19 protein-coding genes and 3 pseudogenes are annotated in these 22,960 nt (G+C 71.1%); 11 read left to right on the top strand and 11 right to left on the bottom strand.

Annotation, left to right across the window (positions count from 1 at the left end; genetic code table 11):
• Positions 1-251 precede the first annotated feature (251 nt).
• Positions 252-1,628, top strand: a complete 1,377-nt coding sequence (locus tag RPX00_RS38325) for an NlpC/P60 family protein (RefSeq protein WP_406632869.1) — start codon at positions 252-254, stop codon at positions 1,626-1,628.
• Here RPX00_RS38325 and RPX00_RS38320 read toward each other — a convergent pair.
• Positions 1,618-2,412, bottom strand: a complete 795-nt coding sequence (locus RPX00_RS38320) for a GNAT family N-acetyltransferase (RefSeq protein WP_406632867.1) — start codon at positions 2,410-2,412, stop codon at positions 1,618-1,620. The two genes, RPX00_RS38325 and RPX00_RS38320, sit on opposite strands and share 11 nt — an antisense overlap.
• Before the next feature lie 65 nt (positions 2,413-2,477).
• Between RPX00_RS38320 and RPX00_RS38315 the strand changes: the two genes are divergently transcribed.
• From RPX00_RS38315 to RPX00_RS38300, 4 genes are all read left to right on the top strand, one after another.
• Positions 2,478-3,035, top strand: a complete 558-nt coding sequence (locus tag RPX00_RS38315) for a molybdenum cofactor guanylyltransferase (RefSeq protein WP_406632866.1) — start codon at positions 2,478-2,480, stop codon at positions 3,033-3,035.
• Between the two features lie 112 nt (positions 3,036-3,147).
• Positions 3,148-4,212 (top strand): AAA family ATPase, encoded by a 1,065-nt coding sequence (locus tag RPX00_RS38310; protein ID WP_406632864.1) that lies wholly within the window; start codon positions 3,148-3,150, stop codon positions 4,210-4,212.
• Between the two features lie 76 nt (positions 4,213-4,288).
• Positions 4,289-5,170: a DUF58 domain-containing protein gene (locus RPX00_RS38305; protein WP_406643230.1), complete on the top strand. Its 882-nt coding sequence runs from the start codon at positions 4,289-4,291 to the stop codon at positions 5,168-5,170.
• Positions 5,171-5,219: 49 nt separating this feature from the next.
• Positions 5,220-6,200, top strand: coding sequence for a VWA domain-containing protein (locus RPX00_RS38300; protein WP_406632862.1), 981 nt, complete (start codon positions 5,220-5,222; stop codon positions 6,198-6,200).
• Positions 6,201-6,249: 49 nt separating this feature from the next.
• Here RPX00_RS38300 and RPX00_RS38295 read toward each other — a convergent pair whose 3' ends face one another.
• From RPX00_RS38295 to RPX00_RS38270, 6 genes and pseudogenes are all read right to left on the bottom strand, one after another.
• On the bottom strand, positions 6,250-6,711 hold the full coding sequence (locus tag RPX00_RS38295) for a tRNA (cytidine(34)-2'-O)-methyltransferase (RefSeq protein ID WP_406632860.1): 462 nt from the start codon (positions 6,709-6,711) through the stop codon (positions 6,250-6,252).
• Positions 6,711-7,136 (bottom strand): acyl-CoA thioesterase, encoded by a 426-nt coding sequence (locus RPX00_RS38290; protein WP_406632858.1) that lies wholly within the window; start codon positions 7,134-7,136, stop codon positions 6,711-6,713. The genes RPX00_RS38295 and RPX00_RS38290 overlap by 1 nt, the downstream gene beginning before the upstream one ends.
• Before the next feature lie 16 nt (positions 7,137-7,152).
• A complete protein-coding gene (locus RPX00_RS38285; protein ID WP_406632856.1) occupies positions 7,153-8,094 on the bottom strand; it encodes a TAXI family TRAP transporter solute-binding subunit in 942 nt (313 codons plus the stop codon).
• Positions 8,091-9,480, bottom strand: a pseudogene (locus tag RPX00_RS38280) (sensor histidine kinase). The gene RPX00_RS38285 and the pseudogene RPX00_RS38280 overlap by 4 nt, the downstream one beginning before the upstream one ends.
• A gap of 3 nt (positions 9,481-9,483) precedes the next feature.
• Positions 9,484-10,149: a response regulator transcription factor gene (locus tag RPX00_RS38275; protein ID WP_406632854.1), complete on the bottom strand. Its 666-nt coding sequence runs from the start codon at positions 10,147-10,149 to the stop codon at positions 9,484-9,486.
• Between the two features lie 14 nt (positions 10,150-10,163).
• On the bottom strand, positions 10,164-11,486 hold the full coding sequence (locus RPX00_RS38270; protein ID WP_406632852.1) for an MFS transporter: 1,323 nt from the start codon (positions 11,484-11,486) through the stop codon (positions 10,164-10,166).
• A 167-nt stretch (positions 11,487-11,653) separates the two neighbouring features.
• On the opposite strand from RPX00_RS38270, the gene fabG reads away from it, so the two are divergent.
• Entirely contained in the window at positions 11,654-12,358 is a 705-nt protein-coding gene (fabG, locus tag RPX00_RS38265; RefSeq protein WP_378314200.1) for a 3-oxoacyl-ACP reductase FabG, read from the top strand.
• Between the two features lie 40 nt (positions 12,359-12,398).
• Positions 12,399-13,166, top strand: a complete 768-nt coding sequence (fabI, locus tag RPX00_RS38260; RefSeq protein WP_406632850.1) for an enoyl-ACP reductase FabI — start codon at positions 12,399-12,401, stop codon at positions 13,164-13,166.
• 51 nt (positions 13,167-13,217) lie between these two features.
• Here fabI and RPX00_RS38255 read toward each other — a convergent pair whose 3' ends face one another.
• Both RPX00_RS38255 and RPX00_RS38250 read right to left on the bottom strand, forming a co-directional pair.
• Positions 13,218-14,387: a Cmx/CmrA family chloramphenicol efflux MFS transporter gene (locus tag RPX00_RS38255; RefSeq protein ID WP_406632848.1), complete on the bottom strand. Its 1,170-nt coding sequence runs from the start codon at positions 14,385-14,387 to the stop codon at positions 13,218-13,220.
• Between the two features lie 159 nt (positions 14,388-14,546).
• Positions 14,547-15,131 carry a TetR/AcrR family transcriptional regulator gene (locus RPX00_RS38250; RefSeq protein ID WP_406632846.1) on the bottom strand — a complete coding sequence of 195 codons (585 nt, stop codon included), beginning with the start codon at positions 15,129-15,131 and terminating at the stop codon, positions 14,547-14,549.
• Between the two features lie 87 nt (positions 15,132-15,218).
• On the opposite strand from RPX00_RS38250, the pseudogene RPX00_RS38245 reads away from it, so the two are divergent.
• Positions 15,219-16,258, top strand: a pseudogene (locus tag RPX00_RS38245) (ferrochelatase).
• Between the two features lie 167 nt (positions 16,259-16,425).
• Here RPX00_RS38245 and RPX00_RS38240 read toward each other — a convergent pair.
• Positions 16,426-17,223: a hypothetical protein gene (locus RPX00_RS38240; protein ID WP_406632845.1), complete on the bottom strand. Its 798-nt coding sequence runs from the start codon at positions 17,221-17,223 to the stop codon at positions 16,426-16,428.
• 100 nt (positions 17,224-17,323) lie between these two features.
• Here RPX00_RS38240 and RPX00_RS38235 point away from each other — a divergent pair.
• Both RPX00_RS38235 and RPX00_RS38230 read left to right on the top strand, forming a co-directional pair.
• Positions 17,324-18,720, top strand: a pseudogene (locus tag RPX00_RS38235) (ATP-binding protein).
• A complete protein-coding gene (locus RPX00_RS38230; RefSeq protein WP_406632843.1) occupies positions 18,720-20,678 on the top strand; it encodes a hypothetical protein in 1,959 nt (652 codons plus the stop codon). Before RPX00_RS38235 ends, RPX00_RS38230 begins: the two are co-directional and overlap by 1 nt.
• Before the next feature lie 65 nt (positions 20,679-20,743).
• On the opposite strand, the gene RPX00_RS38225 is transcribed toward RPX00_RS38230, so the two are convergent.
• Positions 20,744-22,057 (bottom strand): cytochrome P450, encoded by a 1,314-nt coding sequence (locus tag RPX00_RS38225; protein WP_406632841.1) that lies wholly within the window; start codon positions 22,055-22,057, stop codon positions 20,744-20,746.
• A 119-nt stretch (positions 22,058-22,176) separates the two neighbouring features.
• Between RPX00_RS38225 and RPX00_RS38220 the strand changes: the two genes are divergently transcribed.
• Complete coding sequence (locus RPX00_RS38220; protein ID WP_406632839.1) at positions 22,177-22,941, top strand: MerR family transcriptional regulator; 765 nt, start codon at positions 22,177-22,179, stop codon at positions 22,939-22,941.
• Positions 22,942-22,960: the final 19 nt, after the last annotated feature.

Here is a 22,960-nt window from a genome sequence, read left to right as displayed (position 1 = left end):
GACCGGAACCGGGAGGGCACACCTCGTCCGTCGCCCCAAACAGTACGCGTGTCCTGTATTTCGTTCAAGACGACACGCGGAGTGACGTGCGCCATCCCGGAGCGCCGCGCGTCGCGTCCCCCGAACAGGGGAAATGATCTCCGCGGTGTGTAAGTTCTTGCTGAGGCTTGTGATAGTGGTGTGACTGCAGTGGTGCGCGGTGTGACGGTACGTCCGCGCGGGCCGGCAGCCAGTGAGCGGAGGTGGCGGGCGTGAGGGTCCGGCGGGGACGGTCCGGGACGGCGGGAGCGCTGGTGCGCGGAGCCGGAGCGCGGCGCGGCCTGACGATCGCGACGGTCACCCTGGCGGCGCTGCTCGGCGCGACGAGCACCGGGCTCGCGGTGCCCCCGCCGCCGCCGAACCCCAGCGACTCCTCGATCGACTCGGCCAAGGGCGACGCCAACGCGAAGGCGGGCGAGGTCGGCCGGCTCACCAACCAGCTCGCGCAGGCCGAGCAGAAGCTCAGCGCGCTGCAGGACGACGTCGAGCTGAAGCAGGAACAGGCCATGAAGGCCCTGGTCGACCTGCAGACCGCGCAGGACGAGGCCACCCAGGCGCAGAACGACGCCAAGTCCGCGCGCCAGGAGGCGGACGCGGCGGCCGGCGCCATCGAGAAGGCCCGCGAGGACGCGAAGAAGTTCGCCGCCGCGAGCTTCGAGCAGGGCAGCACGATCGGGTCGGTTTCGGCGTACCTCACCTCGGACAGCCCGAAGGACCTGCTCGCCCGCGCCCAGCTGCTCAACGCCATCGGCGGCTCGCGGCTCAACGCGATGGACCGGCTCCAGCAGGCGCAGACGGAGAAGGCCAACAAGGACTCGGCCGCGCGCAAGGCGCTGGAACTGGCGCAGCAGAAGCAGGACGCGGCCACCCGCGCGAAGGGCACCGCGGACGCCGCGCAGTCGGCCGCCGTGTCCGCGCAGCAGGCCCAGGCCGCGCAGAACACGCAGCTGGAAGCCAACAAGAACTCCGTCGAGCAGCAGCTGTACGCCGCGCAGGCGAAGGTCAACGGCCTGCAGGGGCAGCGCCAGCGGTACCAGGACTGGCTCGCGCAGAAGCAGCGCGAGGACGAGGAGCGCGCGCGGCAGGCGGCGCTGCGGGCGGCGGCGAACAGCCACGACGACGACAACGGCGGCGGGGGCGGCGGCCGTCGTCCCTCCCCGGCGGCGGGCAGCTCGATCGAAGCGGTGATCGCGCGGGCGCTGTCCAAGGTGGGCATGCCGTACGCGTGGGGCGGCGGCAACGGCAGCGGCCCGACCCGCGGCATCCGCGACGGCGGCGTGGCCGACCGCTACGGCGACTACCGCAAGATCGGCTTCGACTGCTCCGGACTGATGATCTACGCCTTCGCCGGCGTGCAGGGCCTGCCGCACTTCAGCGGCTACCAGTACACCTCGGGCCGCCGGGTGCCGCTGTCGCAGATGCGCCGCGGCGACATGCTCTTCTGGGGCGGCTCGGGCGGCATCCACCACGTCGCCCTGTACCTGGGCAACGGGCAGATGGTCGAGGCCCCGCAGTCGGGTTCGTACGTGCGCGTGACCTCGGTCCGCTACGGCGGGATCATGCCGTACGCGACGCGCCTCATCGGCTGAGCGGGCTCCACACGTACGGCGTCGTTTCGGTGACCGCGGTGAAGCCGAGCCGTTCGAGGATCGGGCGGCTGGTCGGCAGCGCGTCCACCTGGAGGTAGGCGACGCCGCGGGCGCGGGCCGCGCCGACCCGGTGCGCCACGAGCGCCCGGTAGAGGCCCCGGCCGCGCCATTCGGGCAGGGTCGCGCCGCCCCACAATCCGGCGAATCCGGTGCCGGGCACCAGTTCCAGCCGGGACGCGGCGACGAACCGGCCGTCCGCCTCCGCCACGACGTGCGTGGTGGTGCCGGAATCGGCGCGGGCCCTGGCGAGCAGATCCGCGGCGACGGCGGCCTCGTCGTGGCCGAACACCGAGGCCGAAAGCGTCGCGATGCGCAGCAGGTCGTCGTGGCCGCCGGCTTCCCGCACGACCACGTCGGCCGACGGGGGAGCCGAGGCGGCGACGGCGTCCAGCGGGGCGATCAGGACGGTTTCGGTTTCCTCTGGGATGAACCCGGCGGCGAGCAACCGTTCCGGCAGCTCGGCGGGACGGTCGTGGCTGCGGGTCTTCCACTCGAACTCCTCGCCGCGAGCGGCGAAGAACGCGCGCTGGCGGGCGATCAGCTCGTCGAGCGCGCCGCCGGTCACGCCGAGGTCGGGCGGTCCGGAGACGAACCCGCGGCGGCCGCCGGTGAGGCGGGCGAGCGGGCCGTCGAGAGTCAGTTCTTGGCCGGGTTCGGCTTGGGTCAGCTCGGCTTGCCGGACCTCGCGGTCGTAAGCGGCGAGCAGTCGCGCGGTGTCGGGCACCTCGGCAACCTAACGCGGGCGACCCCTGAAGCGCGCGCGGGTTTCCGGGCAGGCACGCTGGGGGCATGACTGAGCGCCCCCGGTTCGCCGGGATCGTCCTGGCCGGCGGAGCCGCGCGCCGATTGTCCGGAGTGGACAAGCCGGAGCTGCGGGTCGGCGGGATGTCCTTGCTGGGCCGGGCCGTCGAGGCGCTGGCTGGCGCGGAGCCGATCGTCGTGTGCGGGCCGGAGCGGCCGGGATACGACGCGGTCGTCTGGACTCGCGAGGAGGTTCCCGGAGCCGGGCCTGTCGCCGCGCTGGCCGCTGGACTGGCGGCGGTCGGAGACGCGGAGATCGTCGTGCTCCTCGCCGCTGATCTGCCTGGCATCCGGCGCTCCACAGTGGACCGGCTGCGGTCCACTGTGGCCGATGCGGACGGCGCGGTGCTCGTGGACGCGGCGGGGGAGCGGCAATGGCTGGTCAGCGCCTGGCGCGCCGCGGCGTTGCGCGAGGCGATGCCAGAGCGTCCGGAGAACGCGTCGTTGCGCCGGACCCTGGGCGGGCTGCGGATCGCCGAGCTGGCCGCGGAACCGGGCGAGAGCGACGACATCGACACGCCGGAGGACCTGGAAAAGCACCGCTGACAGGGGCTTCACAGCTGTCACACTGGCGATGCGATTGGCTACCGTCGCGGGAAGTTCGCGACGCAGTAGGGTCGCGGGCGAGCACGCAGACGTGGAAACCCCTGGAGGAAGAGTGACCGAGCCCGGCTTCGCCGAGGGCGCGAACGGGCAGCAGCCCGGCACCCCGGCGCGGGACGCCCAGCTGCTGGAACGCACTGTGTTCGAGGTGAAGCGCGTCATCGTCGGACAGGACCGGCTGGTGGAGCGCATGCTCGTCGGGCTGCTGGCGAAGGGGCACCTGCTGCTCGAAGGCGTGCCCGGGGTCGCGAAGACGCTGGCGGTCGAGACGTTCGCGCGCGTGGTCGGCGGTTCGTTCTCCCGCGTGCAGTTCACCCCCGACCTGGTGCCCGCCGACATCCTCGGCACGCGCATCTACCGGCAGGGCTCCGAGCAGTTCGACGTCGAGCTGGGCCCGGTGGTCGCGAACTTCGTGCTCGCCGACGAGATCAACCGCGCCCCGGCGAAGGTGCAGTCGGCGATGCTGGAGGTGATGGCCGAGCGGCACGTGTCGATCGGCGGCAAGACCTTCCCGATGCCGGATCCGTTCCTCGTGCTGGCCACGCAGAACCCGATCGAGAACGAGGGCGTGTACCCGCTGCCGGAAGCGCAGCGCGACCGGTTCCTGTTCAAGATCCTCGTCGAGTACCCCACCGCCGAGGAGGAGCGCGAGATCATCTACCGGATGGGCGTCACGCCGCCGGAGCCGCACGAGGTGCTGAGCCCGGCGGAGCTGGTGCGGCTGCAGGGCGTCGCGTCGCAGGTGTTCGTGCACCACGCGCTGGTCGACTACGTCGTGCGGCTGGTGCTCACCACGCGCACCCCGAACGACCACGGCCTGTCCGACGTCGCCGGCTGGGTGTCCTACGGCGCTTCGCCGCGCGCGAGCCTCGGCATCATCGCCGCGGCGCGGGCGCTGGCGCTCGTGCGCGGCCGGGACTACGTGCTTCCGCAGGACGTCGTCGACGTCGTGCCGGACGTGCTGCGGCACCGGCTCGTGCTGTCGTACGACGCGCTGGCCGACGGCGTGCCGGTGGACCACATCGTCACCCGCGTGCTGCAGACCGTGCCGCTGCCGCAGGTTTCGGCCCGGCCGCAGGGCGGCGCCGGCCCGGTGCCGGCGGGCGCGCCTGTCAGGTAACGGCGTGGCTGGCACCTCCTCGAAAGAACCGGGCGGACGTCCCGGCTGGGCGCCGCCGATCCTGCGCGGCGAGCGGATGGAAGCGGGACTGCGGACGCTCGAACTCGAAGTGCGCCGCCGTCTCGACGGCCTGCTCCAGGGCAACCACCTCGGCCTCGTGCCGGGGCCGGGTTCGGAACCCGGCGAAGCGCGGCCGTACCAGCCGGGCGACGACGTGCGCCGGATGGACTGGGCGGTCACCGCGCGCACCACGACGCCGCACATCCGCGAGACGGTAGCGGACCGCGAGCTGGAGACGTGGGTCGTCGCGGACATGTCGGCGAGCCTCGACTTCGGCACCGCGCTCTGCGAGAAACGCGACCTGGTGGTCTGCGCGACCGCGGCGGTCGCGCACCTGACCGGTGGCGGCGGAAACCGGATCGGCGCGCTCGTGTCGAACGGCGAAGGCACCACGAGGTTCCCGGCGCGCGGCGGTCTTCCGCACGCGCGCGGGCTCGTCCGGCGGCTGGCGGAGACTCCCCGGGCGGCCGAGGGCGTCCGTGGCGATTTCGCCGGTGCGCTCGAACAGTTGCGCCGCCCGCCGCGCCGAAGGGGCCTCGCGGTGGCGATTTCCGACTTCCTGGGCCCCCTGGACTGGGAGCGCCCGCTGCGGGCGCTCGGCGGAAGGCATGAGCTGATCGCGATCGAAATCGTCGACCCGCGCGACGTCGACCTGCCGGACGTCGGCACCGTGGTGCTGGCCGACCCGGAGACCGGACGGCAGCGCGAGGTGCACGCCTCGGCGTTGCTGCGCAAGGAATTCGGCGCGGCGGCGAACGCGCACCGGCAGGCGGTCGCGGCCGGGCTGCGCCGGGCCGGGGCGGCGCATCTGGTGCTGCGCACCGATTCCGACTGGATCGCCGACATGGTGCGGTTCGTGGTAGCCCGCAAGCGCCGCTGGTCCGGAGGTGTCGCATGAGCGCGGCCGACGTGCGGATGTCCGGCGAACCCGGCAAGGAGGCGACGGCATGAGCCTCGCCGGATTCAGTTCGCCGTGGTGGTTCCTGCTGCTGATCGCGGTCGCCGCGGTGGCGGTCGCGTACGTGCTGGCGCAACGGCAGCGCCGCCGCCGGGTGATGCGGTTCGCGAATCTCGAACTGCTGGAGAAGGTCGCGCCCAAGGCGCAGGGCTGGATCCGGCACGTGCCCGCGGTGCTGATCGTGCTGTCGCTGCTGTTCCTGACGGTCTCGCTCGCCGGTCCGACGGCGGAGCAGAAGGTGCCGCGCAACCGGGCGACGGTCATGCTGGTGATCGACGTGTCGCTGTCGATGGAAGCCACCGACGTCGCCCCGACGCGGCTGAAGGCGGCACAGGACGCGGCGAAACAGTTCGCGCAGAACATGACGCCGGGCGTCAACCTGGGCCTGATCTCGTTCGCGGGCACCGCGACCGTGCTCGTCAACCCGACGACGGACCGCGCGGGCGTGTCGAAGGCGATCGACAACCTGAAGCTGGCGCAGTCCACTGCCACCGGCGAGGGCATTTACGCGGCGATGCAGTCGATCCAGAGCTTCTCCGCGGTAGTCGGCGGCGCGGACGGCCCGCCGCCCGCGCGCATCGTGCTGATGAGCGACGGCAAGCAGACGGTGCCCGAAGACCTGTACGCCCCGCGCGGTGCGTACACCGCAGCGCAGGCGGCGAAGCAGGCACAGATGCCGATCTCGTCGATCTCGTTCGGCACGGAGCACGGCTCGGTCGACATCGAGGGCAAGCAACAGGACGTCCGCGTGGACGACGAGTCGCTGCGCGAGATCGCGAAACTGTCCGGCGGAGAGTTCTACAAGGCGGCGAGCGCGGACGAGCTGAAACGCGTGTACGCGGACCTGGGCGAGCAGATCGGGTACGAGCTGAAGAACGCGGACGCGAGCAAGCCGTGGGTGGTGCTGGGCACGATCATCCTGATGGCTGGTGCCGCCACTGCCTTGCTGTTCGGCCAGAGACTGCCGTAGCGGTCCGTGAAGGACTCCTTGCGGGAATCAGATTCCCTCAAGGAGTCCTTCACGGACCTTCGAAGCCGTTCTGCCGCCACCCCTCGTACACCGCGATCGCCGCCGTATTCGCCAGGTTCAACGACCGGTTATTGGGCAACATCGGCAGCCGCAGCCGGTCAGTGACCTCCGGCGCGTGCTGAACCTCCTCCGGCAACCCCGCGGACTCCGGCCCGAACAGCAGCACATCCCCTGGCGCATAAGCCACATCCGTGTAGAGCCGGGTGGCCGTCGCGCTGAACGCATACACCTTCGACGGCAGCAAAGCCGTCCACGCGGCAGCCAAATCAGCATGCACCTGGACCCGTGCCAGGTCGTGGTAATCGAGCCCGGCGCGGCGAAGCTGCTTGTCCTCCAACGTGAACCCCAGCGGCTCCACCAGATGCAGCTCGCAGCCGGTGTTCGCGGCAAGGCGGATCGCGTTGCCCGTGTTGGGCGGGATTTCGGGGCGGTAGAAGAGCACTCGGAACATCACGCCGCCTCGGGGAGGTACTGCGCGTAGGCCGCGCGCACCTCCGGCGGCGGTTCGGCCTTGCGGTAGTTCTCGGTGTCGACGAACACGTACCGCAGCCGGATCTCGGTCGTCACCGTGTCGCCGCGGCGGACCTCCAGTTCGAACTGCATCGACGTGGTGCCCAGGTGCACGAGGTACACCGCGACCACCAGCTCGTCGTCGAAGCGGCACGGCGCGTAGTACCGCAGGTTGGATTCGGCGACCACGACGTCGACGCCGGTGGCTAGCAGTGCGTCGTGCGAGCCGAAGAGGGCTCTCTCGACCTCGAACGCCGCCATGTCCGCGTAGGCGAGGTAATGCGCGTTGAAGACGATCCCTTGGCCGTCGCATTCGTGGTAGCGCACGCGCAGGGGCATTTCGGCGAGAGGTCGGCGTTCGGTCACCCGACCAATCTAGCGATCACCCGTGCAGCGCGCGGTAGGTGTCGGCCGCGCCACGGTGGAGCGGGACGGGCTGGGTGCCGATGAGTGTCCGCACGTCGAGGAACTGCGTTCCGACGGCCTGCGTGGGCACCAGCTCGGCGGCGCGTTCGGCGAGCACTCGGACGACCGCGGCGGCGACGTCGAAGGGCAGCCTGGGGGAGCAGACCAGCAGATTGGCGACGCCGATGGTGCCAAGCGCGCCGACCCCGCGGTACGCCCCGGCGGGCACCTGCACCTGCTCGTACAGCGGCCCGTACGCCTTCCGCAGCTGGGGGAGCACCGACGTGAGCGGGATGAGCGCGAGCGGTGTCGTGCGGTTGAGATCGGCGAGCGCGGGCGTCGGGATCCCGCCGGACCACAGGAACGCGTCGATCCGGCGGTCGTGCAGTGCGGTGACGGCGTCGTTCAACGGCAGGTGCTGTGCCTGGATCCGGACGCCGCTCGCGGCGAAGACCCGCTCGCCCAGCTGGGCCGCACCGGACCGGCTCGCGCCGACAGAGATCGGGCGTCCGGCGAGGGAGCGGAGGTCGGTGAGGCGGTCTTCGGCGCGGACGACGAGCTGCAGGTAGTTCTCGTAGACGCGGCCGAGTGCTTGCAGCGGAACGGGTTTCCCGAACGGCGTGCCGCCGACGACGGCGGACTGCGCGACGTCGGCGAGCGACAGCCCGAAATCGGCGGTCCCGTCGCGGACGCGTTCGACGTTCTCGACGCTCGCCTCGGTGCGCAGTGCGGTGCAGTGCAGCCGCGGTTCGGCGCGGGACAGCTCGGCGGCCAGGACCTCGGCGAAGGCTAGGTAGAAGCCGCCGGGTTCGCCGGCCGCGATGGTGATCTTCCGGTCCGGGCCGCGGTAGGTGTCGTCGCAGGCGGCGAGCGCGAGGGCGAGGCCGCCGAGGAGCGCGGCGCGGCGGGTGACGGTCACGGCGCCACCGCCGCGGGCAATGTCACCCGGACCTGCAGACCGTGCGGTTCGACCGCGCGCAGCTCCAGAATCCCGCCCCTGGCCCGGGTTTGCTCCCGGGCGATGGCCAGCCCGAGCCCGGTTCCGCGCGGCGCGCCGTCGCCGCCTGCCCGCCAGAACCGTTCGGTGGCCCGGGCGAGATCCTCGGCCGGGAGGCCGGGACCGTCGTCGGTGACGATCAGCGTGACGGTGTCCGAAGTGGATTCCCAAGCGGCGGTGATGGTCGCTCCCTGACCGGCGTGGTGGACGGCGTTGTCCAGCAGGACGTCGAGAATCTGCGCCAGTTCGCTTTCCGGCGTGCGGACCAGCAGCGGTTCAGTATGGCCCGCGCACGGCACGAGCGTCGCACCGGCTTCGTCGGCGGACAACCGCCAGGCGTCGACCCGCTCCGCCACGACGGCGGCGAGGTCGGCCGGCTCGTCGTCGGCGCGGGCGGCGAGCCGGGTCGCGGTGCTTTCGGCGGTCGCGAGGGCGAGGAGACCGTCGAGAATCCGTTCCAGCCGTTCGACTTCCGCCACGGTGGCGTCGTAGGCCGGGCGGTTTTCGACCTCGGTGCCGAGCAGGTCGAGCCGGAGCCGCAGCGCGGCCATCGGATTGCGCAGCTGGTGCGAGGTGTCCGCGACAAGCCGCTGCTGCTGGTTCGCCGACTCGACCACCGCGTCGGACATCCGGTTCACCGACGCGGCGAGCGACCGCAGCTCGCGCGGCCCGGACCGTTCCGGCACCTGCGCCCGGCGTCCGCCCGCCACCGCCAGCACACCGGTTTCCAGCTCCACCAGCGGCCGCACCATCCATCGCGACAACAGCACGGCAAGCAGCACGAACAGCGCGGCGACCACCATGGCCCCGGCCGCGATCGCGCTCCACGCGGCCGCGACGTCGCCTGCCGCGGCGGTCACCGAAGCCCGCAACAGGACCACGCCGGACACTCGCGTCCCGGTGCCGACCGGCCGGGCGAACAGCACCGGCGTGTCTGACCACGGCCGGATCCGCTCGACCGGCGCTTCCGGCTCGTTGCGCAGGGTCGCCTCGATGATCATCCGCGCGTCGGGATCGTTCGTGGTCAGGCCGCCGGTTTCGACCAGCGGCTGCCTCTGCGCGTCGACGATCAGCACGCCTTCTGCTGTATAACGACGAATACTGCCGCGCGTCGGCGTTCAACGCGGTCGCGTCGCCGGAATCGACCGCCTGTTGCGCGAGCACCACAAAGCGGTCGACGTCGCTGCTGCGCGAAATCACCAGCTGCTGGGTCCGTTGATCAGCGGTCGCGGACAGCAGCGGCACGGCGAACGCCGCCACCACGGCGAGCGCGAGCGTGACAAGGACAGCCAGCAGGCGAGTGCGCACCGATCAGCTCCGGCCGAGCCGGTAACCGAAGCCGCGGATCGTGGTGAGCAAGCCGGGCCGGTCGAGCTTCGCGCGCAGCTGCGTCATGTGCACGTCGAGCGAGCGCGACACGGCGAGGTAAGCGTCGCCCCACACTTCGTCCATCAGCTGCTGCCGGCTCACCGCCGTGCCGGGCCGCGCGGCGAGCACTGCCAGCACGGCGAACTCCTTCGTGGTGAGCCCGATGTCGCGGCCGCCGACGACGACCCGGCGTGCGCCGAGGTCGATCTCGACGTCCTCGATCTGCACCACCGGGTCCTTCGGCGCGGGCGAGGAGCCGCCCGCCCGCCGCACCACGGCGTCCATCCGGGCCAGCAGCTCGGCCATCCGCACCGGCTTCGCCAGGTAGTCGTCCGCGCCGAAACGCAGCGCGCGGACCACCGAACGCTCGTCGTCGCGCGCGGTCAGCACGATCACCGGCACCGGCGACACCTGGCGGATCTTGCGCAGCACGTCGAGCCCGTCGAGGTCGGGCAGCCCGAGGTCGAGCAGCAGCAGGTCGGCGTCCCGGTGGCGGGTGAGCGCGTCGCAGCCGCGGCCGACCGCGGTGACCGAGTGGCCGTGCGCCTGCAGCGTTTCGGCGAGTGCCCGGGCGACCCCGGTGTCGTCCTCCACGAGCAGCACGCGCACGGCCGTCCTCCCGATCAGTCCTCGCCGCGTTCGAGGGCGGACGAACGCGAAGTTTCCCGCATTGTCGCGTACACGACGAGCGACACGAGGACGCAACCCGCGACGTACCAGAAGAAGAGCGATTCGTGACCTGCCTTCTTCAGCGCCTGTGCGATCAGCTCCGCGGTCCCGCCGAAGATCGCGACGGTGAGCGCGTACGGCAGGCCGACGCCGATCGCGCGGATCCGGGTCGGGAACAGCTCGGCCTTCACGATCGCGTTGATCGAGGTGTAGCCGGTCACGATCACCAGCGCGCCGAGCAGCAGCAGGAACGCGAGGAACGGCTGGCTGGTGCGCGCCATCAGCGTCATGATCGGCACGGTCAGCAGGGTGCCCGCGATGCCGAAGAACATCAGCAGCTTCCGGCGGCCGATCCGGTCTGACAGCTTCCCGGCCAGCGGCTGCAGGATCGCGAAGACCAGCAGCGCCAGGAACATGATCACGGTGACCGTGCGGCGCGGGATGTGCGCGGTGTTCTCGAGGAACTTCTGCGTGTAGGTGGCGTAGGTGTAGAACGCGACCGTGCCGCCGAGCGTCAGGCCGACGACCAGCAGGATCTCGCGCGGGTACTTCACGAGCTGCCGCAGGGTGCCTCGCTCGCTCTTGCCGGTTTCGGCGTTCTCGGTGACCCGCTCGTAGCTCTCGGACTCGTCCATCGACCGCCGCAGCGCCATCACGATCACCGCCGCGAGCGCGCCGACCACGAACGCGATCCGCCAGCCCCAGTCGCCCATCTGCTTGTCGGAGAGCACGCTCTGCAGGATCAGCTGCAGGCCCAGCGCGAGCAGCTGCCCGCCGACGAGGGTCACGTACTGGAAGCTGGAGTAGAACCCGCGCTTGCCGGGAGTGGCCACTTCGGACAGATACGTCGCCGAGGTGGAGTACTCGCCGCCGACCGAAAGCCCTTGCAGCAGGCGGGAAAACACCAGCAGGATCGGCGCCGCGATGCCGATCGCCGAGTAGCCGGGCGTCACCGCGATCAGCAGCGAGCCCGCCGCCATCATGGAAACCGAGAGCACGAGCGCGGAGCGCCGTCCGTAGCGGTCGGCGAACCGGCCGAGCAGCCAGCCGCCGAGCGGCCGCATGAGGAATCCGACGGCGAACACCGCCGCGGTGTTGAGGAACTGCGCCGTGGCATCGCCGCCGGGAAAGAACGCCTTCGCGAAGTAGACGGTGAACGCCGAGTAGGCGTACCAGTCGTACCACTCGACGAGGTTTCCGATCGAGCCGCGCAGCACGTTGCCGACCACGCGCCGCTCGCTCCGCGCGGAGCCGGCGTCCTGGATCCGGGTAGTCATCCTTGACCTCCTGTGTCGCGACTCACGGTGACCAACCGGCGGGTAACCCTCAAGGTCGAGACGCGGTTCCTTACCGTCGCTTAGGACGGGAGTGCCGGGTGCGCCGCCGGTCAGCGCAGCCGATAGCCTCATGCGGGCGCAACCGCGGAGACGACGAGGAGAACGCAGTGGGACGGTCGGTCTTGGTCACCGGCGGCAACCGGGGCATCGGGCTGGCGATCGCCCGCGACCTCGCGGAGCAGGGCCACCGGGTCGCGGTCACGCACCGCGGGTCGGGCGCGCCGGAGGGGCTTTTCGGGGTGCAGGCCGACGTCACCGACGTCGAGCAGGTGGACGCGGCGTTCAAGCTCGTGGAGGAGCACCAGGGGCCGGTCGAGGTCCTGGTGTCCAACGCCGGGCTCACCGACGACACCCTGCTGATGCGGATGTCGGAGGAGCAGTTCGAGCGCGTGGTGAACGCGAACCTCACCGGGGCGTTCCGCGTCGCCAAACGGGCCTCGCGCGGGATGCTGCGCGCCCGCTGGGGCCGGTTCGTGTTCATTTCGTCCGTGGTGGGCCTTTCCGGCTCGGCCGGGCAGGCGAACTACGCCGCCTCGAAGGCCGGTCTGGTCGGTTTCGCGCGTTCGCTCGCGCGGGAGCTGGGCTCGCGCAACATCACCGCGAACGTGGTCGCGCCCGGTTTCGTGCACACCGACATGACCGACGCGCTGCCCGAGGACCGGCGCAAGGAGATCCTCGCCAGCGTCCCGTCCGGCCGCTACGCCGAACCGGCCGAGATCGCGGCCGCGGTGCGGTACCTGTCCTCGGACGAGGCGGGCTACGTCAACGGCGCGGTGCTGCCCGTCGACGGCGGCCTCGGCCTCGGCCACTGAATTCTTTTTTCTCGTACAAACCCACGACCTGGAGGACGCGTTGCCCGGATTGCTCGAAGGCAAGCGGCTGCTGATCACCGGCGTCATCACCGACGCCTCGCTCGCGTTCCACGCGGCCCGCATCGCCCAGCAGGAGGGCGCGAAGGTCGTGCTCACCGGCTTCGGGCGGCTGTCGCTGGTGGAGCGCATCGCCAAGCGGCTGCCCGAGCCCGCCCCGGTGCTGGAGCTGGACGTCACCAACCAGGAGCACCTCGACTCGCTCGCCGACCGCGTCCGCGAGCACGTCGACGGTCTCGACGGCGTGCTGCACTCGATCGGCTTCGCGCCGCAGAGCTGCCTCGGCGCGCCGTTCCTCGACGCGCCCAGCGACGACGTGAAGGTCGCGGTGGACGTCTCGGCGTTCTCCTTCAAGGCGCTCGCCGTGGCGACGCTGCCGCTGCTCGGCCGCGGCGCCTCGATCGTCGGCATGGACTTCGACGCGCGCGTCGCGTGGCCGGTCTACAACTGGATGGGCGTCGCGAAGGCCGCGCTGGAGTCGGTGAACCGGTACCTGGCCAAGGAACTCGGCCCGCAGGGCATCCGGGTCAACCTGGTCAGCGCGGGCCCGATGAAGACGATGGCCGCGAAGTCCATCCCGGGCTTCGGCGAACTCGAGGGCGGCTGGGACGGCCGGGCGCCGCTCGGCTGGGACTCCGCCGACCCGGAGCCGACCGCGAAGACGGTCTGCGTCGCGCTGTCCGACTGGATGCCGGCCACCACCGGTTCGATGATCATGGTCGACGGCGGCGTGCACGCGCTCGGCATCTGAGCTGGTTGTGAAGAGGGCCCCGCAGGAAGCTTCCTGCGGGGCCCTCTTGCGTTAGGCGTTGACGAGCTGGGGCGCGGCGTCGCGCTGGTGCAGCCGCAGCGCGAACGTGAGGGCCGCCAGCGCGAGCGCTCCGAGCGCGACGCTCACCCACGCCACGCTGGAGAAGCCTAGCCCCGCGCTGATCGTCGTGCCGCCGAGCCACGGGCCGACGGTGTTCCCGACGTTGAACGCGGACGTCGTGCTCGCCCCGACCAGCGTCGAACTGCCGCCCGCGACGGCGTAAGCCCGCACGTTTAGCGCTGGGTTCGCAGCGAACCCGGCCGCGCCGAGGACGAGCACCGCGGTCACCGCGACCACGGCGTTGGTGGCGAAGGCCAGCGCGACGAGCGCCGCGACCGCGATACCGAGGCTGCCGTAAAGCGTCGCGAACGGATGCGCGTCCGCGAGTTTGCCGCCGGCGAAGATCCCGATCACCGCGCCGCCGCCGAACAGCGCCAGCACCACCGGAACCCCGGATTCGGGCAGCCCGGCGACGGAGACCAGCAGGGGAGCGAGGTAGCTGAACGTCGCGAAGACCATCGCCTGCAGGAGTGCGATCACGCCGAGCGCGAGCCACAACCGGCTGCGGCGGAACACCTTCAGCTCCTCCGCGATGCGCGGCGCTTCGGCTTCCTTGGCGGTGCGCGGAACCGACAGCAGGACCGCGACCGCGGCGACGACGGTCAGCGCCGCGACCGCCCAGAACGCGCTCCGCCAGCCCGCGTGCTGCCCGAGCAGCGTGCCAGCGGGCACCCCGACGACATTCGCGACGGTCAGCCCGCCGACCAGCACGGCGAGCGCTTGGCCGCGCTTCGCCTCCGTGACGAGATTGACGGTGGTCGAAGCGGCGACGGCCCAGAACCCGGCGCAGGCGAGCGCGCTCACGACGCGGGTGGCGAAGAGGACGCCGTACCCGTCGGAGACCGCGCCGATGACGTGCGCCGCGCTGAACACGGCGAGCAGCCCGAGCAGCGTGGTCCGCCGGGGAAGCCGGAGCGTGCCGACGGCGAGCAACGGCGCGCCGACGACCATGCCGACGGCGAAGGCGGAGATCAGCAGCCCCGCGTCCGGAATGCTGACCCCGAGGTCGGCGGCCATTCCGGGGAGCAGCCCGGTGATCATGAACTCGGAGGTGCCCAGCGCGAAAATGCTGAGCCCGAGCACGAAGACGGCGAGGGGCACGGGAATTCTCTCTTTCTGAAACCAGCAGTACAAAATAGGGACGGACTTCAGGGCAGGCTCGCGCCGCGTCGCCGTTGGCGCCGCACGAGTCGGTGAGGGCTGCGTTGGCCTCAGGTCAATCTTCGGAGTGTTCTGGTTGCCCGCCTTGCGGGCGGACGGTCAGTGCCGGGCGACCGCACTCAGTGCGATCTCCGCTACCGACGTCAGCGCCTCGCGTTCGGCACCGCGTCGGGACATGGTTCGGAGTCCGGAAATGGTGGCGTGGATGAAGTTCGCGATGTCACCGGCGTCGCGGTCGCGGGTGACGCTTCCGTCCGCCTGCCCAGTGCGGGCGAAGTGGGTCAACGCCGACAAATGCGCTTCGGTGTCCGCGTTGACCTGTGCCGCGAACTCCGGATCGCTGGTGCCGAACTCGGCGATCGCGTTCACCATCAGGCAGCCGCGCCGGCCGTTCTCGAGTTCGTCGTCGATCGTCGAGTCGAGAAGCAGCCGGATGGCGCCGAGCCCGTCCGGCGCGTCGTCGAGAAGCGTTTCCCGCAGGCGGATGCCGCGATGCGAGTAGTGGTCGAGCACGCGCCGGAACAGCTCGTGCTTGCTGGAAAACGTGTTGTAGATGCTGCTGCGGCCGAGACCGGTGGCAGCGCACAGCTCCTCGGTCGAGGTCGCCTCGTATCCCCGCGCCCAGAACGCGTTCATCGCGCCTTCGAGCGCTTCGGTCTCGTCGAACTCGCGTGGCCTCGGCATGCGGACCACGCTAACACATTTTGGACAGCGCGATACACAACGAGGCCGCCGAGGCGTGCGGAGCGCCACAGGGGCAGGATGAGCACCGTGGGTTACGACGCGTTGCTATGGCTTTCGTTCGGCGGTCCGGAGGGACCCGACGAGGTGATGCCGTTCCTGGAGAACGTCACCAGGGGCCGGGGCGTGCCGCGCGAGCGGCTGCTCGAGGTCGCCGAGCACTACCAGCACTTCGGCGGGGTCTCGCCGATCAACCGGCTCAACCGCGCCGCGATCGCGGCGGTCGAGAAGCAGCTGGCGGCCGAGAACATCGAGCTGCCGGTGCACTTCGGGAACCGCAACTGGCGGCCGATGGTCGAGGACACGCTGGCCGGGATGAAGGACGCGGGAGTCCGCCGGGCGTTGGTGTTCCCTACTAGCGCTTACGGCGGGTATTCCGCTTGTCGGCAGTATGACGAGGACATCGAGCGTGCTCGGGCGGCGGTTGGGGATGGCGCGCCGGAGCTGGTGAAGCTGCGCCAGTTTTTCGATCATCCGTTGTTCGTCGCCGCGGTTGCCGACGCGGTCCGGGCTGCGCACGCGAAGCTTGGCGATCGGGCGGGTGCTCGTACGGTTTTTACCGCTCACTCGATTCCGGAAAGTGCCGATCTTGCTTCGGGTCCGCCTGGGGAGGGTCGTCGGTACTCGAGTCAGATCGCTGAGGCTGCCCGGTTGGTGGCTGCCGAAGCTGGGATTGCCGAGTATGACGTGGTCTGGCAGTCGCGGTCGGGGCCGCCGCAGATTCCCTGGCTGGAGCCGGACATCGTTGATCACATCGACGCGCTGCATGCGCGGGGGTGGAGGCGGTGGTGGTCAGTCCGATCGGGTTTGTCGCGGATCATCTTGAGGTGATCTGGGATCTGGACAACGAGGCGGCTGAGCGGGCTGCTGAGCATGGGATGGCGTTTGCCCGGGCGGCTACTCCGGATGTGGATCCGCGGTTTGCGGAGATGGTGGTGGAGTTGGTTCGGGAGCATTTGGAGGATGCTCCGGTGCGGAAGCTTTCGGGGTTTCCTGCTGCTGGGTGCACGGTGAATGGGGTGCCGTGTGCGGTTGGTTGTTGTGAGCCGGGGCGGCGTCCGAGACGCTGATGCGTCCGGGCGTGGGGCACCCCGAAGCCCAAGTGTGCTGACGGTCGGTGGGTGCTTGTCAAGGCGGGAAAGATGCCTTGACAAGCACCCACCGACCGCAGGGCGGCTTCGTATCGGGGTGCGGGGGAGGGGCTGGGTGCCTCGATAGTTGGGTGGGTTGGTGCGGTTTACGGGTGTCGATCTGCCTGTTCGGCGAATACCCGTACTGCCTCGTTGACCGACGCAGTCCGAGCAGTGCGCACCGCCTCCGCCAACGGCCGCAACGCCTCCGCTCGCCGGTTCACCGCCGAAGCCGACAACGCCCCACCCGGGTCATCCGTCTGCGCTACAGCCAGAATCGCCGAAATCTCCTCGGCCCGTTGCAACACCCGCAATGCTCGCCCCGGCGTCCCCGCCGGCCACTCGACCTGCGGCCGAGCCCGCAAATGCGCCGACAGCTCCGCCCGCACGCCAGGGCGGTCACTCGCCACATCCAGCGCCTGCAACGCTCCGGCGCTGGCCCGGATCGCGTCCGTCAGCCCGTGCTCCGCGTCCGGCAACGGCTGGTACTCCAGCAAAACCGGGGCCCCGAGCGAATACACCGTCCAGCGCATCAGGCCCTCGGCGATCGGCTCTGGCACCAAGCCGAAGCCAAGCCCGGTGAGGACTACCGCTTCGCCGCACCGCAGCGCGGCGTCGGCGAACGGTCCGCCGCCGCCAAGGCCGCGCACATCGCCGGGGACTGGGAGGACCAGTTGGACGCTCGTCGCGCCTTGCGCGCGCAACGCCAGCAGCAGTTGCACGGGGGTGGCCGCGCGGTGGAAAGCGAGCGGGAGTTCGAAGGCGTCAGCGGCGGCGGGATCGGCCGCGACTACGTCGTGGGCCTCGGCCCAGTCCTGCAAAGCGTCTAGGACGTCGTCGGACGCCGCGGCCCCGTTCAGCCACGCGGAGGACCAGACGGCGAGGGTCGCACTGGGTCGGCACACGACCGCTTATTTTACCGGTTCCGCCGCGCTCCGCCGATTCCCGCCCGGCTGGAGCCGCTCCACATCGACGCGAGCGGAAACGGTCAGTAGCGTCGAAGGGGTGAACGCTGTTCCCGACGCTCTTCCCCGCACCGCCGGCGAGCTTCGCGCCGCCGGTTACGCCCCGCGCCCCATCGCGCGCGAGATCCACGACAACCTGCTCTCCGCGCTGCGCGAGGGCCGCGACGCCTGGCCCGGCATCGTCGGCTTCTCCCGCACCGTGCTGCCCCAGCTCGAACGCGCCCTGCTCGCCGGCCACGACGTCGTCCTGCTCGGCGAACGCGGCCAGGGCAAGACGCGCCTGTTGCGCACCCTGGCCGGCCTGCTCGACGAGTGGACCCCGGTCATCGAGGGTTCCGAACTGGGCGAACACCCGCTCGACCCGATCACGCCCGCCTCGCTGCGGCGCGCCGCCGAACTCGGCGACGACCTGCCGGTGGCCTGGCGGCACCGCAGCGAGCGCTACACCGAAAAGCTGGCCACGCCGGACACCAGCGTCGGCGACCTGATCGGCGACGTCGACCCGGTGAAGGTGGCCGAGGGCCGCAGCCTCGGCGACCCGGAGACCATCCACTTCGGACTCGTGCCGCGCGCGCACCGCGGCATCGTCGCGATCAACGAGCTGCCCGACCTCGCCGAGCGGATCCAGGTCGCGCTGCTGAACGTCATGGAGGAACGCGACATCCAGGTCCGCGGCTACACGCTGCGGCTGCCGCTGGACGTCCTCCTCGTCGCCACCGCCAACCCCGAGGACTACACCAACCGCGGCCGGATCATCACGCCGCTGAAAGACCGCTTCGGCGCGGAAATCCGCACGCACTATCCGCTGGACGTCGAGTCCGAGGTCGCCGTGGTGCGCCAGGAGGCGAACCTCGTCGCGGAGGTCGGCGAGCCGCTGCTGGAGGTGCTCGCCCGGTTCGTGCGGAACCTGCGCGAGTCGCCGGTCATCGACCAGCGTTCCGGCGTGTCCGCCCGGTTCGCGGTCGCGGCGGCCGAAACCGTCGCGGCGGCCGCCCTGCGCCGCGCGGCGGTGACGGGGAGGACCCGGCGGTCGCGCGTCCGGTCGATCTCGAAGCCGTGCCCGCCGTGCTGCGCGGCAAGGTCGAGTTCGAGCCCGGCGAGGAGGGCCGCGAGGTCGAGCACCTCGTGCACCTGATGCGCCGCGCGATCGCGGAAACCGCTCGCGAACGGTTCGCCGGGCTCGATCTGCGCCCGCTGTCCGACGCGGTCGCGGACGGCCACCTGGTCGCCACCGGCGAGCGCATCCCCGGCGCGGAAGTCCTCGCGGCACTGCCGGAACTGCCGGTGCTGCACGAGGTCGCGCAGCGGGCCGGGGTGGCCGCCGACGAACCGGCCGGCCGGATCGCGGCGGCGGTCGAACTGGCCCTGGAGTCGCTGTTCCTCGCCCGCAGGCTGGCGAAGGACTCCGACGACGGCACGACGGTGTACGGCGAATAATGCCGCTCTTACCGGAGGGATACTCCTACGGCCCGTGGCACGACGGGCCGGATCCGCTGGCCCCGCCCGCGGACCTGCGGGACGCCCTTGACGAGATCGGCCGCGAGGTCATGGGCGGCTCGTCCCCGCGTTCGGCGCTGGAGGAACTGCTGCGGCGCGGCACCGAACGCACGGCGGGCCTGGACGAACTCACTCGTCAGCTGTGGCAGCGCCGGTCGCAGATCCAGCGGCGGCACCGGCTCGACGGGACGCTGCAGGAAGTCCAGCAGCTGCTGCAGGAAGCGCTTCAAGCCGAGCGCCGCGAGCTGTTCCCGGACCCGGACGACGAGGCCCGCTTCCGCGAAGCCCAGCTCGACGCGCTGCCGCCGGGCACCGCCGCGGCCGTGCGGGAGCTGAACGAGTACGACTGGCGTTCGGCCGAGGCGCGGCAGAAGTACGAGCAGATCCGCGACCTCCTCGGCCGCGAGCTGCTGGACGCGCGGTTCCAGGGCATGAAGCAGGCGATGCAGAACGCCGGTCCGGAGGACGTCGAGCGGATCAACCAGATGCTCAGCGACCTCAACGCGCTGCTGGCCGCGCACGCACAGGGCGCGAGCGACATCGGCGAGCGCTTCAGCGAGTTCATGCGGCGGCACGGCGAGTTCTTCCCGGAGAACCCGCGCAACGTCGAGGAGCTGATCGACGTCCTGGCCGCCCGTTCCGCCGCCGCGCAGCGGATGCTGAACTCGATGTCCGAGGAACAGCGGGCGGAGCTGGCCGAGCTTTCGCAGCAGGCGTTCGGCGATCCGAGGCTGGCGCAGCAACTGTCCGCTTTGGACTCCCAGCTGCGCGCGCTGCGCCCGGGCGAGGACTGGACGTCGTCGTCCCGGTTCCGCGGCCAGGACCCGCTAGGCCTTGGCGAAGGCGCGCAGGCCATGGCCGATCTGGCGGAGCTGGACGCCCTCGCCGAGCAGCTGGGCCAGTCGTATCCGGGCGCCCGCCTGGAAGACATCGACCTGGAGGCGCTGGAGCGCCAGCTCGGTCCCGACGCGGGCGTCGATGCACGCCGGCTGTCCGAGCTGGAACGAGAGCTGCGTCAGCAGGGCCTGTTCGAGCGCGCCGCGGACGGCACGTTGCGGTTGTCTCCCAAGGCTTTGCGCCGCCTTGGCGAGACCGCACTGTCCGATGTGGTCAACGCGCTGCGCGGCAAATCCGGCGAGCGGGAAACCGAATCCGCCGGAGCGGCGGGCGAGCCAACCGGTTCGAGCCGCCCCTGGCGGTTCGGGGACATGCAACCGTGGGACGTCCCGCGCACGGTGCGCAACGCCGTGCTCAGGTCGACCGCGGTGGGCTCCGGGGCGGTGCGGCTCGATGTCGAGGACGTCGAAGTCATCGAGACCGAGCACCGGTCGAGGGCGGCGGTCGCGCTGCTGGTCGACACGTCGTGGTCGATGGTCCAGGAGGGCCGCTGGCTGCCGATGAAGCGCACCGCGCTGGCGCTGCATCAGCTGATCAGCACCCGGTTCCGCAACGACGCGCTGCAGCTGATCACCTTCGGCCGCTACGCGATGCCGGTGGACCTGCCCGAGCTGGTCGGGCTGGAAGGCACCTGGGAACAGGGCACCAACGCCCACCACGCGCTCCTGCTGGCCGGACGCCACCTGCGCCGCCACCCGGACGCGCAGCCGGTGGTCCTCATGGTCACCGACGGCGAGCCCACCGCCCATCTGGAACCCGACGGCGAAGCGGAGTTCTCCTACCCGCCGGAACCGGTGACCATCTACAAGACACTGTCCGAAGTGGACAGAATCGCGAAGCTGGGCGCGTCGGTCACGGTCTTCCGCCTCGGCGACGACCTGCGGCTGGAGGCCTTCGTGGACACCATCGCCCGCCGCTCCGGCGGCCGCGTGGTAGCCCCGGACCTCGACGGCCTAGGCGCCGCCGTAGTAGGGGACTACCTCCGCACCCGCCGCCGCTGACCGGCAAGGTCCGTGAAGGACTCCTTGAAGGAACCAGATTCCCTCAAGGAGTCCTTCACGGACGGTCAGCGCCGGTGGACCACGATCCGCGCCCCGTCCCCGGGGACCAGCGTGATGTGCCGGGTCTTGGTCCGTTCCGGCCGAGACTGAGGTGCGCTCACGCGGAAGCGGCGGAACAGCTCGCGCAGCACGATCGTCGCTTCCAGCAACGAGAATCCCGCCCCGAGGCACCGCCGGGCCCCGCCGCCGAACGGGAACCAGCTGCCGGCGGGCGGACCGCCGTCGAGGAACCGCGCCGGATCGAACACCCCCGGAGCCGGATGGTGCTCCGCGCTCGCGTGGATCATCGAGATCGACGGCAGCACCATGTAACCGGCCGGAACCGTGTACGGCCCCACCTGCATGTCCTTCGTGAGCTTCCGCGACACCTCGGAGATGATCGGCCGCAACCGCATCGCTTCCTTCGCCACCGCTTCGAGGTACTTCTCGTCGCCTTCGTCGGCCGCGCGCGTGGTCTCGGCGGCCGTGGCGGGATCGCGGGCAAGCTCGTGCAGCGCCCAGGCCAGCGCGGTCGCCGTGGTCTCGTGCCCGGCCAGCAGCAACGTGATCAGCTGGTCCCGCAGTTCGACGTCGCTCAGCTGCTCGTCTCCGGGCACGGTGAGCAGGCGCGACAGCACGTCGGTCCGCTCAGCGAGATCCGGCGCCGCCCGCCGCTCGGCGATCTCGGCGTGCAGCAGCTGGTCGACCCGCTCCTGCCGCTCCCGGTTCCGCCGCCAGGGCCCGAACTTCTGCAGCGCCGGGCTGTGCCAGCCGAACAGGTCGAGCGCGCTGACGTCGATGACCCGCTCCAGCGCCCGCCGCAGCTCCGTCAGCCGGGCCCCGTCCGACACCCCGAACACCACGCGCAGGATCACCTCGAGCGTCAGCGCGCGCATCCGGTCGTGCGCCCGGAACGGCCGCCCTTCCGGCCACCGGTCCAGCTCCGCGACTGTCAGTTCGGTGACCATGTCGCGGTACCCGCGCATCGCCGCCCCGTTGAACGCGGGCATCAGCAGCTTCCGCGCCCGGCGATGTTCCTCCTCGTCGGTGAGCAGCACGGAGTGCTCGCCGAGCATCGGCTTGAGCACCATGTTTCCCTCGCCGGCGTGGAAGGTCTCGACCGGACCGGCGAAGATCTCGCGGACGAGGTCGACGTCCCCGATCAGCACCACCGAACGCTCCGGGAACAGCCGCAGCCGCACGACGTCCCCGTAGTGCCGTTGCAACCGGGGGAGCAGCGCGTTGCGGAAAGCGCCGAAAAGGACGGTTTGGACCGCCATCGGCAGCCGGGGGCCGGGAGGGAGAGCGGAATGGGCGCGGATCGGCGTGCGCAGAGCCATGCCTCCGTTCGTACTCGCGCCGGAGGCCGGTGTCCACCAGACTTGACCCTCACGCCGCGTGAGGCGTGATCGTGGTTTCTCGCAAGGGCCAAACGGCCGAAGAAACACCAGGGGGAGCGATGGGTTACCGGGTGGGCGAGGTGGCGGCGCTGGCCGGCGTCACCGTGCGCACGCTGCACCACTACGACGAGATCGGGCTGCTGTCGCCGAGCGGGCGGACCGCGGCCGGCTACCGGCGCTACGAAACCGCCGATCTCGACCGGCTGCAGCGCGTCCTGCTCTACCGGGAACTCGGGCTTCCCCTGGAGACGATCGCGTCCGTGCTGGCGGATCCGGGGACTGACGCCGACGCCCACCTGAAACGGCAGCGGGAGCTGCTGGTGGCGCAGGCGGACCGGATCGCGCACATGGTCGCGGCCGTCGACCGATTGCTGGAGGCGAGAGCCATGGGCAACGCGTTGACGCCCGAGGAGAAGTTCGAAGTGTTCGGCGGGTTCCGGGAGCCGGACGGCTACGCGGAGGAGGCCGTCCGGCGCTGGGGCGACTGCCCGGAGTGGAAGCAGACGCAGCTGCCGGAGACGAAACAGGAGTGGGCCGAGGCCGAGCGGCAGCGGAAGGACTGGGTGCGCCGGCTGGTCGCGCTGGTCGACGACGGCGTGCCCGCGGACAGCCCGGCGGCGGGCAAGCTCGCCGAGGAGCACCGGGAGATGCTCGCCGGGGTGATGGGGGAGTGCGGGTACGAGATGCAGCAGCGGATCGCCGACCTGTACGCGAACGAGCCCGCGCAGCTGGCCTTCCTGGTCCGGGAGGACGAGCAGCGGCCCGGCATCGGGGCGTACGTGCGCGACGCCGTCCGGGCGAACGCCGCCCGGCAGGCGGCCTGACCGTACCGGTGGGAGGGAC

The sequence above is a fragment of the Amycolatopsis sp. WGS_07 genome (genome assembly GCF_045278895.1).
Lineage (GTDB): Bacteria > Actinomycetota > Actinomycetes > Mycobacteriales > Pseudonocardiaceae > Amycolatopsis.
The sequence above is the reverse complement of the archived record's forward strand: the minus strand, read 5'-3'. Positions and strand labels throughout refer to the sequence as shown.